Consider the following 11957-nt stretch of genomic DNA (forward strand, 5'->3'; position numbering starts at 1 on the left):
GTTCTCCTGCTCGACGCGGGCGAGGAAAGCGCGCAGCAAGGGCGCGATGCCGTGCTCGTCGATGGCGCGCATGTCGTGCACGGTGACGCCGGCTTCAGCGAGCGCTTGGCGCTCGGCCGGGTCGACACTGCGCAGGCCCATGGCGCAGATGTGGGCCGGGTCGACCGCCTGCGGCAGATCGGGGAAATAGCCTTTGAAGCCGGCCTGGCCGCTGGCATAAGCGAGCGGCACGCCGTGCAGGTTGCCGCTGGTGGTGGTGTCGAGCGTGTGGAAATCGGGATGCGCGTCGAGCCACAGCACGAAGAGCGGCCGGCCGCGCTTGGCGGCGCGGCGCGCCACGCCCGATACCGTGCCGGCGGAGATCGAATGGTCGCCGCCGAGGAAGATCGGCATGGCGTCCCGGGAAGCGGCGTAGGCGGTTTCGGCGATCGCGGCGGTCCAGGCGGAAATCTCCGGCAGCGCCTTCAGCGCGAGGTTGCCGTGCACCACCGGGCGCGCCGCGGCCTTCTCGACCGCGCCCCAGTCCTCGACCTCATGGCCGAGCCCGGCCAGCACCGAGACCAGCCCCGCCGTGCGCAGCGCGCTCGGCCCCATTTCGCATCCCATCCTGCCCGCGCCGTCCTGCACCGGCGCGCCGACGATCCTGCAGCGCATGATTTCTTCAGCCCTTACGATTGATTGGCTTGATTGGATCATCAAGCGCTGGCGGTTTGAACAGGCGAAATTGGCATTTCGAGAAGATTGTTTTATCATTCTGGACAAGCAATTTGATCGGAGTGAGCAATCATGGACGCGCTCGACGAAAGACTGGTGACGCTGCTCAGGCACGATGCGCGGCGCAGCGTCTCCGACCTCGCCGTCGATCTCGGCGTCTCGCGCGCCACGGTGCGGGCGCGCATGGAGCGGCTGAAAAAATCCGGCGAGATCATCGGCTACACGGTGGTGCTGCGCGCCGACGCGGTCGATCAGAGGATACGCGGGGTGATGATGATCGAGATCGAGGGCCACGCCGCCGACCGCGTCGTCAAGGCGCTGGGCGGCCTCGCCGAGGTCTCGACCATCCACACCACCAACGGCCGCTGGGACCTTGTGGTGGAGCTCGGCACCGCCACGCTGACGGACTTCGACGCGGTGCTGCGCCGCATCCGGCTGATTCCCGGCATAACGGGCAGCGAGACCAGCCTGCTGCTGGCGACGCCGCGGACGACAAGGGCGCGGCTGGCGTAGTTGCACGATCGGTCGAGGCTGGCCGGCGCCGCCTGCCCATCACGGTTCCGTGAGACCCGGGACGATCGACGCTCCGAGAGCGTTAACGGCGCATGAATGTCCGCCGGGTGCTCCAAAGACCCGAGCGCCCTCCTGAAATCCAATGCTTTTGGGAGACCATGATGAGACATCTCCTCACGCCGATAGCGGCCAGCTTGTTCATAGCCTCAACCGGCATGGCCTTGGCCGCCAATGTCCACACCGTGACCGGAACGACGGGCCAGCCGAACCAAACCATCGGCACCCCCGAGACGGGCGATGCCACGCCGGGCCACGCCGCCTCCGCTCCGGGTTCGGCCTTCAACCCGGACGGCAATGCCGGAACGCATTACGCAGGCGAGCAGCCGCAGAATTCGAAGAACCCGAAGAGCGTGTCGCAATATGACGTGGCAGGGTTCCAGCAGTCCCATAATCATTAGGCGACCGCATCAGCCTTGCGGGCATGTGGCAGCACCGGTGTGAGGCCAGGGAAGGCTCGATCACACCGGCGGCCGCCTTACCGGGAACGCAGGTTCGTCAGCCGTTCGGATAGTAGCCGCCGTCCGAGCCGTCGCCCATATAGGTTCCTTGGCCGGTGGCATTCTGAAGCCGCTGATCCAGATTGTTGATCTCTCCGATCGCCGAACGGCCTCCGGTGGGCCGGATGGCATCCGCCTGCCGCATCAGGTCGCGGGCCTTGTCCTCGGAGATCTTGCCGGCCTGCCTGGCGTCGCGGATACCTTGCTTCACGCCAAGCAGCTGCTGCGTCGCGGCTCTCGTGTCCGGGTCCGCCGGCACCGACGCCGTGGTCATGGTGTCGACCTGTGCCCTATGGTGGCGGTGCACGGCATAGGCGCTCGAAAGCGGTATGGCCGCAAAGATCGAGGCGGCCGCGATGATTTTCGGGGTGAAAGAACGCATGATGACATCTCCTCGTGATGGAGGAAGCGGTAAACCCGCTTTTCCGAAACGGGCCGTCCGGTCGCGTCGTGTCGCGGTGCAGGCCACTCACCGCCGGCGGTTCTCGGCCCTGAAACGACATATAGAGGCCACCCCGGACGTTCAAATGGAGGTGGAACGCAAACGTTATCCGATGTGATCAAGCGCTCAAATCGCGGATGCGCCGCTAAAGCGCTTCGCGATCTTTCATATTCGCATGTCTTTGCCCCGAAACCGGTTCCCACTTTCGGGGGGACATGCTTTAGCGAGGCGGTCCCGCAGGCCTGACGCCTTCAGGCGACGCCGGCGAAGGGGATCGGGGAATCGACAGCCTGCCCGCCAATTACGGCATCGGCCCGGTCGGCCAGCTGCTCGGCTTCGCCGCGCGTCAGCCCGATCAGCGGCCGGCCGCCCATCTCCGCCGGGAGATCGAAAGCCAGATCATAGACAAGCCAGTCGTCACACGGATCCTGCATCGCCACGAACCTCATTGGCGCTCCTTGTCTCGGCGCAGCCAGAGTGCTTCACCGTTTCACGGGGACCGCCGAACCACCCCAAGTCTTGGTTTTGACCATGTGTTTGCCCGGGAGCCGCTGGGTGCCTCCGCGGTTCGCATAGAAGTCGGAATAAAGTCCGATTGTTCCGGCTCGGGCCAGTAAAATATCGATAAAAGGCTGAAATATCGAGAAAGCACGGCCGGCCGCGCCGCCGAGACGAGTTCGTTCGCGTGGCAGGCGAGCTCTTCCGCTTGCTCGCGCGTCAGGCCAAGCAGCACCATGTCCGGTATCTGCGCCGGGCAACCGGACCGCAGATCATAAACCATCCATTGGCCGCACGGATCCTGTAAGGCTGTGAACCTCATGGCCGTTTTGCCCCAGCTCTTCGTATCGACGCAATTCCGGACGGAAGGTCACGGCGTAGCCGCCGAACCCGACCGCTCACACTCTCCCGGAACTACCCTAGCTATGCCCCAGCGTAACGACTGCGGGAACGCGCCCCGCGAGACTGCCCGGCCGGATTTAATTCCAGCGCTTCCACACAACATATAGTTGTCGGGGGCACGGCAAAAGAGGCTCTACAGTCCCTTTGGCATGCGACCCAAGTCCGATGGGCGGCGGTTATTCTTCGGATGGCGAACGTACCTGTCTGAAGGAAAATATCGTGTGGATCATGTGCTTGATTTTCTCGCGGAGACCCGTGGAGGAAGGCCTCGACGGTCCTCGCCGAAAGTCCAGGGGCAACTCCGGCGCTCTGCCGGGTTGGGCTTCCCCTGGCCCTAAACGCGAAAAAGCCGCGGAGATCCGCGGCTTTTCGTTTGCTTGATCCTCGGTGAGGAAACTGGAGCGGGTGAGGCGATTCGAACGCCCGACCCCAACCTTGGCAAGGTTGTGCTCTACCCCTGAGCTACACCCGCTCGCGCGGCCTCGGGCCGCAAGCCGCGCCTATATGGCCGAAGAGCGCGGCGATTGCAACAGGGAAATGACGGTCTTTTTAGAGCTAGTTCTTCCCGCGGCGACGTCCGCTTCAAAAGCATCGAAGCTGCGCGGAACGGGGCCGATCGGAAATCCGCCGGCAAAGCCGCCGAAAGCCGCCGCCGGCCTTTCCTTGGAATTGCTCTTTCCCGGAATTGCTTGGGCGGCCTTGCCCCGATGGCACCGTTGGCCGTAAACGGCATGACCGCTCTTTTGACCGCGCGAGGACCGATGCCGAAGACCGAAGCCGAGCTCAACGAATTTCTCGCCGATCTCGGCATTTCCGTCTCGACGGTCAGGCACCCGCCGCTGTTCACGGTCGCCGATTCGCAGTCCTTACGCGGCGAGATTCCCGGCGGCCACACCAAGAACCTGTTCCTCAAGGACAAGAAGGACAATTATTTCCTCGTCACCGTCGGCGAGGACGCCGTGGTCGACCTGAAGCAGATCCATCATCTGATCGGCGCCGCCAGCCGGGTGTCGTTCGGCAAGCCGGAGATGCTGATGGAGCTGCTCGGCGTCATCCCCGGCGCGGTCACCGTCTTCGGGCTGATCAACGACACGGAAGGCAAGGTGAAGGTTGTTCTCGACGAGGCGTTGATGGGCCATGACATCATCAACGGCCACCCGCTGACCAATGAGGCGACGACCTCGATCGCCGCCGCCGACCTGATCAGATTCGTCAAGGCAACCGGCCACGATCCTGTTATCTTGAAAGTCTCATAATCTTGAAAGTCAGGGCTTGATCGCCACATGGAAGGCGGTTCCGAAATCCGACAATGACGCGCCGGGCGCCGACGCCAGAGAGCGCGACCGAAAGGGCGACACGATGAGCGACAACAATCCGTATAGCGGCGCGTTTGGCGGCAATGGCGGCCAGTACGCCCAGACGGTGCAATATGGCGGCGGCGACCGCCCCAAGGTTTCGCTGGGCGACGCGCCGGCGGCGGCCGACCTGATCAAGGACACGACCACCGCGACTTTCGCTGCGGACGTCATCCAGGAATCGCGCCGCCAGCCGGTGCTGGTCGACTTCTGGGCGCCGTGGTGCGGGCCCTGCAAGCAGCTGACGCCGCGGCTCGAAAAGGCGGTGCAGGCGGCCGGCGGCAAGGTCAAGCTGGTCAAGATGAACATCGACGACCATCCCTCGATCGCCGGCCAGCTCGGCATCCAGTCGATCCCCGCGGTCATCGCCTTCAAGGACGGCCAGCCGGTCGACGGCTTCATGGGCGCCATTCCCGAAAGCCAGATCAATCAGTTCATCCAGAAGGTCGGCGGCAAGGGCGGCGGCGCGCCGCAGATCGCGGACGCGCTTGCGGCAGCTGCCGAGGCGCGCACAGCCGGCGACGTGCAGACCGCGGCCGACATCTATGAAGCGATCCTCGAGCAGGCGCCCGAGACGCTGGAGGCGATCGCCGGCTTGGGCGAGATCCTGTTCGATGCCGGCGACGCGGAAGGCGCCGAAACCGTGCTCGCCCGGGCGCCCGAGGACAAGAAGGACGCGCCGGCGCTCGCCGCGCTGCGCGCCAAGATGACGCTGGCGGCGGAAGCGGCGTCGCTCGGCAATCCGGCCGAGTTCGAGCGCCGGCTTGCCGCCAACCCGGCTGACCATCAGGCGCGCTTCGACCTGGCGATGATCCAGAACGCGCGCGGCGAGCGCAATGCCGCCGCCGACAATCTGCTGGCGATCGTCAAGGCCGACCGGACCTGGAACGACGACGGCGCCAGGGCGCAGCTGTTGAAGCTGTTCGAGGCCTGGGGAATGACCGACGAGGCGACGCTCGCGGCACGCCGCAAGCTTTCGTCGCTGCTGTTCTCGTAGAGGGGGTTCGGCGTTTCAGGGAATCGCCGACCGCTGGAAGTGTTGTTCCGACGCAGTTCCGAACGGAAAACCGTTTCACACTTTTCCCGGAACTGCTCTAGGTTTGTTTTCCGCAATGCCGGGTGGAAACCGCTGTGTTCCTGGAATTGCGCTTCAAGTTTTTTGCCGACTGTTGCGGCAGGCAGGCTTGAGCGGCGGAGCGCCAGCGCCAGATAAGGGCTGTGCCGATCGAGACGGGTTTGCTGGTGCGAGAGGAGATGTTCAGGGTGATGCGCTTGCCGGCGTTGCTTTGGGAGGGTTGCCGTGCGCGTCGGTAACGCACTCTACCGGCTGGCCAGGGATCTGCCGCCGGCGATCCCGGTGTTCCCGCTCGCCGGGGCGCTGCTTCTGCCCGGCGGGCGCATGCCGCTCAACATCTTCGAGCCGCGCTACCTGCAGATGATCGACCAGGCGATGGCCGGCTCGCGGCTGATCGGCATGATCCAGCCGAGCCTCGATGGCGCCTTGCGCGACGACGGCGAGCCGGAGCTGTGCAGCGTCGGTTGTGCCGGGCGCATCATCTCGCTCGCCGAAACGGGCGACGGCCGCTACCTGATCTCGCTGCAGGGCGTGTGCCGGTTCCGCATCGTGCAGGAGCTTGCGGCAAAGACGCCGTTCCGGCAGTGCAAGATCATGCCGTTTCTCGCCGACCTCGAGGAAGACCCTGCCGCCGCCGAGGTCGACCGGCCGGCGCTGCTCAAGGCGTTTCGCGCCTATCTGCAGGCCAACGATCTCGAGGCCGATTGGGAAAGCGTCAGCCGCGCCGAAAACGGCATGCTGGTCAACGCGCTGTCGATGATGGCGCCCTATGGACCGGCCGAGAAGCAGGCGCTGTTGGAAGCGCCGGACCTTAAGACGCGCGCCGAGACGCTGATCGCCATCACCGAAATGACGCTGGCGCGCGAGGATGACGAGTTTGGGTCCAGTCTACAGTAGGTTGGGGTGATCTCATGGCGGACGGACGTGACGGACGAAAAGCCGAGGTCGACCCGAAGCTTCTTGAATTGCTCGCCTGCCCGCTGAGCAAGGGGCCGCTGACCTGGGATCCCGAGCGCAGCGAGCTGGTCTCGCGCGTCGCGAAGCTCGCCTATCCGGTGCGCGACGGCATCCCCATCATGCTGCCTTCGGAGGCGCGCACGATCTCGGCCGAGGACATGCTGGCCCCACCGCCGCCGCGGCTCGGCGGGCCTTCGTAGAGCGCGCCTACGCAGACGGAGATCACGCGACGCGACGTCTCCTATTTCGTCATTCCAGGGTCTGCGCGACGCTTCGCTCCTTGCTTCGCCCGTGGATGACGACGCGTTTTTCGTCCCTGCTGCGATTCCTATGTGCTGGAGAATCACTGCTACTGAAAATTCCGCCCCTTGGGCATGACCTGTCGCGCGGCGCTCGATAGGGTCGCGACGTCCTGATGGACCGGCAGGCCACGGCTTGCGGCGGATCCAACCGGCCGTTCGGCGGGATTGTGCTCGATGACCGGGCGATTGGCGGACTCCAGCAGCACGCTCAGCCAGGAGGTCAAGTCCTCGATCCTGTCGGCGACGATGTGGATGACGTCCGATTCATGCTGCAGCTTGCCGGTGACGCGGATGAAGCGCGCGCCCATCACCACCGAGCGGAAACGGTCGAAGACGCGCGGCCAGATGATGACGTTGGCGATTGATTCTTCGTCCTCCAGCGTGAGGAAGATGGCATTGCCCTTGCCGGGACGCTGGCGCACCAGCACGAGCCCGGCGACGGAGACGCGGCGGCCGTCGCGCACCGAGGGCAGGCGGGCATTGGGAGTGACGCCGGCGCGATCCAGCCTTTCGCGCAGGAAGGCGACGGGATGCGCCTTCAGCGACAGGCCGAGCGAACGGTAGTCGTGGACGACATGCTCGCCGAGCGGCATCTTCGGCAATTTCGTTTCCGGCTCCAGCTCGCGCAGGCCGAGCGAGGGCTGGTCGAACAGCGGCAATCTCTCGGCAGCGCTCTTGCCGTCGAGCGCCCGCACCTCCCAGAGCGCCGAGCGGCGGTCGAGGCCGATCGAGCGGAAGGCGTCGGCCTCAGCCAATCTTTCGATCTCGCCGACATCGAGGCCGGAGCGCAGCCAGACATCCCTCACCGACCGGTAGCCGGCGCCGCGCTGAGCTACGACTATACCCATACGCTCTTCGGAGAGGCCCTTGATCTGGCGGAAACCGAGCCGCACCGCATGCGCCGTCTCGATGACGCCGCGCATCGAGGCGTGGCGCTCGAGGATGCGGGACGGATCGAAGGTGGATTGCTCCAGCGTGCAGTCCCAGACGGAATGGTTGATGTCGACCGCGCGCACCTCGACGCCATGGTCGCGCGCATCGCGCACGAGCTGCGCCGGCTGGTAAAAGCCCATCGGCTGTGCGTTGAGGATCGCGGCACAGAACACATCGGGAAAGAAGGTCTTGAACCAGCAGGACGCATAGACGAGCAGCGCGAAGGAGGCGGCATGGCTTTCCGGAAAGCCATATTCGCCGAACCCCTCGATCTGCTTGAAGCAGCGTTCGGCGAAGTCCTTCTCGTAGCCGTTGCCGACCATGCCGTCGATCATGCGCTGGCGGTAATTGCCGATCGTGCCGGTGCGCTTGAAGGTGGCCATGGCGCGGCGCAGCTCGTCGGCCTCGCCCGGCCGGAAGCCGCCGGCGACGATGGCGATCTTCATCGCCTGTTCCTGGAAAAGCGGCACGCCCAGCGTCTTGCCGAGGATCTTTTTCAGATCCGGGCTGGGGTAATGGACCGCCTCTTTTTTCTGCCGGCGGCGCAGATAGGGATGCACCATGTCGCCCTGGATCGGGCCGGGACGCACGATCGCCACCTCGATGACGAGATCATAGAATTCGCGGGGCCTAAGCCGCGGCAGCATCGACATCTGCGCGCGGGATTCGATCTGGAAGACGCCCAACGTATCCGCACGGCAGATCATATCGTAGACGCGTTGGTTCTCCGGAGGGATAGAATCCAAGCTATAGGGTCGGCCGTAATCGTCCCGTGCCTTCGGATAATGATGCGTGAGCAGGGACAAGGCGCGCTTCAGGCAGGTCAGCATGCCGAGCGCCAGCACGTCGACCTTGAGGATCTTCACCGCGTCGAGGTCGTCCTTGTCCCATTCGACCATCTTGCGCTCCTCCATCGCCGTCTTGACGATGGGCACGACCTCGTCGAGCCGGTCGCGGGTGATGACGAAGCCGCCGACATGCTGCGAGAGGTGGCGGGGGAAGCCCATGATCTCGTTGGCGCGCTCCAGCACCTGGCGCGACAGCGGATCGGTGCGGTCGAGGCCGCCGGCATTGGCCTCCCTTTCGCCGAGCTCGGAGGTCGACCAGCCCCAGATGGTGCTGGACAGCGCGCTGCGCACATCCTCCGACAGGCCCATGGCCTTGGCGACCTCGCGCAAGGCGGAGCGGCCGCGATAGCTGATGACGGCGGCGGCCAAGGCGGTGCGCTTGGCGCTGTATTTCTCGTAGATGTAGGCGATGACCTCGTCGCGCCTTTCGTGCTCGAAATCGACGTCGATGTCGGGCGGCTCGTTGCGCTCCTCCGAGATGAAGCGTTCGAACAAGGTGTCGATGCGTTCGGGGCCGACCTCGGTGATGCCGATGCAGAAGCAGATGATCGAGTTGGCGGCCGAGCCGCGGCCCTGGCAAAGAATGTCCTGGCTGCGGGCGAATTTGACGATGTCGTGGACGGTCAGGAAATAGCGCGCATAGTTCAGGCGCTCGATCAAGGCCAACTCGCTGTCGATGCGTTTGAGCACATGTTCGGGAACGCCGGCCGGATAGCGCCTGACCGCCCCCTCCCGGGCCAGGCGCTCGAGCTCGGCCTGCGGCCCGAGGCCGGATTCGGTCGGCTCGTCCGGGTAGTTGTATTCGAGGTCGCTGAGCGAGAAGGTCAATTCGTCGGCGAAGCGCAGCGTCTCGGCCAGCGCTTGCGGGTGGCGGCGGAAAAGCCGCGCCATCTCCAGCGGCGGCTTCAGGTGGCGCTCGGCATTGGCGGTCAGCTCCAGCCCGACCTCGCAAACCGGCGTGTTGAGGCGGATCGCGGTCAGCACGTCCTGCAGCGGGCGGCGATCGGCGGCATGGTAGAGCACGTCGTTGGTCGCCATCAGCGGGACGCGGGCGCGCTCGGCCATCGCCGCCGCCTGCTCGATGCGGAAGCGGTCGTTGCCGCCATAATCCGGCGCCACGGCAAGACGAAGCGCCGCGCCGAAGCGATCCTTGAGCCGGCTAATAAATTCCAGGTTGCCTTCCGCGCCGCCGGACAGATCGGGCAGGATCGCCAGCGACATCCGATCGCCCCATTCGAGCAGATCGCCCAATTCAAGCAGCGTTGCGCCCTTCTCGGTCTCGTCGCGCAGATTGGCCTGGGTCAGCATGCGGCAGAGATGCCCCCAGCCCTGGCGGTCGCGGGGATAGGCGAGGATGTCCGGCGTGCCGTCGCCGAACACCAGGCGGCAGCCGGGATGATAGGCCATCTTCTCCACCTTGGCCTGCTGCCAGGCGCGCACGACGCCGGCGACGGTGTTGCGGTCGGCAAGGCCGATCGAGGCAAAGCCGTAGAATTTCGCCGTGACCACCAGCTCCTCCGGCTTGGAGGCGCCGCGCAGGAAGGAGAAATTCGAGCTTATGCCGAACTCGGCATAGGGGATGACGGTCAGCGCGTTCATGCGAACACCCCATGCATGAACCAGCGCGGCGGCGCGGCCTGCGCCACGTTGCCGTAGAGACCCTGGCGGTAGAGCCAGTAGCGGCGCCCCTCGCTGTCCTCGATGCGGTAATAATCGCGGGTCGGCGCCTCCTCCTCGCCGGGCAATTGCCGCCACCATTCGGCGGCGATGCGCTCCGGCCCCTCGGCGCGGGCGACGCGGTAGAGCGCGCGCCGCCAGCGGAAATTCATCGGCGGCCCCTCCGGGATTTCGGTCGCCGGCACCTCGATCGGCTCGGGCGAGCGGAACAGGCGCACCGGCCGTTCCGGCGGATAGACGGTCATCGGGGGCGCCGCCCGGCCGGCCGCCGGGGCGCGCCTTTGCGGCGCTTCGGCGAAAGGCACGGTCTTGACGGCCCGCTCCGGCAGATGGCTTTCGACGACCACGGGTTTCAGAACGGCGGCTTCGCCGAGGCGGGCGCGAACGCGGTCGGCGAACAGCGCGACGTCGGCGTCATCATCGTCGGCCTCGCCGGTCAGGTCGCCCTGGGTCAAGTCGAAGGCTGCGACCGACAGCACGGACAGCCGCACGAGGTCGAAGCCGAAGCCGGCGTCGATGCTCTGCTCCAATGCGGTCAGCCGCTCGTGGAACAGTCTTTGGATCAACCGCGGCTCGCGCATCGGACGCGAGGTGCCGACGGCGATGCGGCTGACGGCGCCGTCGACGCGGAAGAGAAGCAGCGCCAGCGTCCGCGCGCCTTCGCCGCGGCGTTCGAGGTCGCTCTTCAGGGCGATCGCCAGCCGGCTCACCAGCCGCTCGATGTCGTCGGTGAGCATGACCGGTTCGGCAAGGTGGCGCTCGACCGAGAGCGGCGCGACGGGAAGGCGCGGCGACACGGCCTCGTCGAGGCGGCCGAGCGCCTGGTCGAGGCGCAGAAGAAGAGAGGCGCCGAAGCGGCGGGCGAGCGGCGCGCGCGGCGCCGCCATCACCGCGCCGGCGGTGCGCAGGCCCACACTTTCCAGGCCGGTACGGATCTCCGGCGCGATGCGCAGCGCTGACAGCGGCAGCGGCGAAAGCAACGCCTCCTCCTCGCCGCCGGCCACGATGCGGTCGCCATGGAAGCGCGCCGCCGCCCAGGCGGCGCCCGGCGTGGAGGCGAGGCCGGCGCGGACATCGAAACCCTGCTGGAAGAAGCGGGTGAGGATCTCGTCCTGCATGGCGCGCTCGCCGCCGAACAGATGCGTGCAGCCGGTGACGTCGAGGAACAGCCCGTCCTCGGCGTCGATCGCCACCAGCGGCGTGTAGCGGTCGCACCAGTCGGCAAGGCCTTCGAGCAGGCGGCGGTCGGCTCCCGGGTCGGCCTCCACCACATCGATCGACGGGTGCATGGCGCGGGCATCGGCAATGCCCATGCCGCGCTTCAGCTTCAGCGCTTCAGCCCGCTCGTCGAGGGCTGCGATGCGCTGGGTGTTGTTGTCGCGATGGCTGATCACCAGAGGCAGATGATGCGAGGGCCGGGAACGCCAGGACCGCCCCAGACGCTGGCGCAGGATCCGCTCCGCGCTGAGATGCGGGAACCACAGCGACAGAATTCTCTGTTCTTTCTGCAAAAGCGTGCTCATTTGGGTTCCACTCCAGTGTGAATTGTCCGGGCAGGGCCGTGCGGCTCTTGCCGATATCGACTTTGAAGGCGGGGCGGCCGATCGAGCCGGCGAGCGGCCCGGCGACCGTCTCGCGGCTGGCCGCCGGTGCTGCCGAAACGATGAGGCGCACAGGGGCGGCG

General features: G+C 66.0%; 11 protein-coding genes, 1 tRNA gene and 1 pseudogene. 6 read left to right on the plus strand and 7 right to left on the minus strand.

Annotated elements, in window-relative coordinates; genetic code table 11:
- A partial coding sequence (locus tag EOD07_RS07525) for an arginase family protein (RefSeq protein ID WP_127234703.1) occupies positions 1-654 on the minus strand: 654 nt, incomplete at its 3' end.
- Positions 655-786: 132 nt separating this feature from the next.
- Here EOD07_RS07525 and EOD07_RS07530 point away from each other — a divergent pair.
- Together EOD07_RS07530 and EOD07_RS07535 are read left to right on the plus strand one after the other, a co-directional pair.
- Positions 787-1227, plus strand: a complete 441-nt coding sequence (locus tag EOD07_RS07530; RefSeq protein WP_127234705.1) for an Lrp/AsnC family transcriptional regulator — start codon at positions 787-789, stop codon at positions 1225-1227.
- 161 nt (positions 1228-1388) lie between these two features.
- Positions 1389-1685, plus strand: coding sequence for an adenylate cyclase (locus EOD07_RS07535; protein WP_245469944.1), 297 nt, complete (start codon positions 1389-1391; stop codon positions 1683-1685).
- A 97-nt stretch (positions 1686-1782) separates the two neighbouring features.
- Here the strand turns inward: EOD07_RS07535 and EOD07_RS07540 are convergent, their stop codons facing one another.
- From EOD07_RS07540 to EOD07_RS07550, 3 genes are all read right to left on the minus strand, one after another.
- Positions 1783-2166, minus strand: a complete 384-nt coding sequence (locus EOD07_RS07540; RefSeq protein WP_127234709.1) for a hypothetical protein — start codon at positions 2164-2166, stop codon at positions 1783-1785.
- Between the two features lie 311 nt (positions 2167-2477).
- The gene (locus tag EOD07_RS07545) at positions 2478-2675 is read right to left on the minus strand and encodes a hypothetical protein (RefSeq protein ID WP_127234711.1); all 198 of its coding nucleotides are present in this window, start codon (positions 2673-2675) and stop codon (positions 2478-2480) included.
- Between the two features lie 848 nt (positions 2676-3523).
- Positions 3524-3598: transfer RNA gene (locus tag EOD07_RS07550), tRNA-Gly, on the minus strand.
- A gap of 289 nt (positions 3599-3887) precedes the next feature.
- Here EOD07_RS07550 and EOD07_RS07555 point away from each other — a divergent pair.
- The 4 genes from EOD07_RS07555 to EOD07_RS07570 all read left to right on the plus strand — a co-directional run bounded on the left by EOD07_RS07555 (position 3888) and on the right by EOD07_RS07570 (position 6713).
- On the plus strand, positions 3888-4382 hold the full coding sequence (locus EOD07_RS07555; RefSeq protein WP_041010111.1) for a prolyl-tRNA synthetase associated domain-containing protein: 495 nt from the start codon (positions 3888-3890) through the stop codon (positions 4380-4382).
- Positions 4383-4485: 103 nt separating this feature from the next.
- Complete coding sequence (gene trxA / locus EOD07_RS07560) at positions 4486-5478, plus strand: thioredoxin (protein ID WP_127234721.1); 993 nt, start codon at positions 4486-4488, stop codon at positions 5476-5478.
- 303 nt (positions 5479-5781) lie between these two features.
- Positions 5782-6453: an LON peptidase substrate-binding domain-containing protein gene (locus EOD07_RS07565; RefSeq protein WP_127234713.1), complete on the plus strand. Its 672-nt coding sequence runs from the start codon at positions 5782-5784 to the stop codon at positions 6451-6453.
- 14 nt (positions 6454-6467) lie between these two features.
- Complete coding sequence (locus tag EOD07_RS07570; protein WP_127234715.1) at positions 6468-6713, plus strand: Trm112 family protein; 246 nt, start codon at positions 6468-6470, stop codon at positions 6711-6713.
- Positions 6714-6862: 149 nt separating this feature from the next.
- Here the strand turns inward: EOD07_RS07570 and EOD07_RS07575 are convergent, their stop codons facing one another.
- From EOD07_RS07575 to EOD07_RS38430, 3 genes and pseudogenes are all read right to left on the minus strand, one after another.
- Complete coding sequence (locus EOD07_RS07575) at positions 6863-10195, minus strand: error-prone DNA polymerase (protein ID WP_127234717.1); 3333 nt, start codon at positions 10193-10195, stop codon at positions 6863-6865.
- Positions 10192-11667: a DUF6504 family protein gene (locus tag EOD07_RS07580; protein ID WP_127234719.1), complete on the minus strand. Its 1476-nt coding sequence runs from the start codon at positions 11665-11667 to the stop codon at positions 10192-10194. Before EOD07_RS07580 ends, EOD07_RS07575 begins: the two co-directional genes overlap by 4 nt.
- Positions 11609-11957, minus strand: a pseudogene (locus EOD07_RS38430) (hypothetical protein); the annotation flags it as partial. The gene EOD07_RS07580 and the pseudogene EOD07_RS38430, both read right to left, overlap by 59 nt.

Source organism: Mesorhizobium sp. M2C.T.Ca.TU.002.02.1.1, assembly GCF_003997225.1.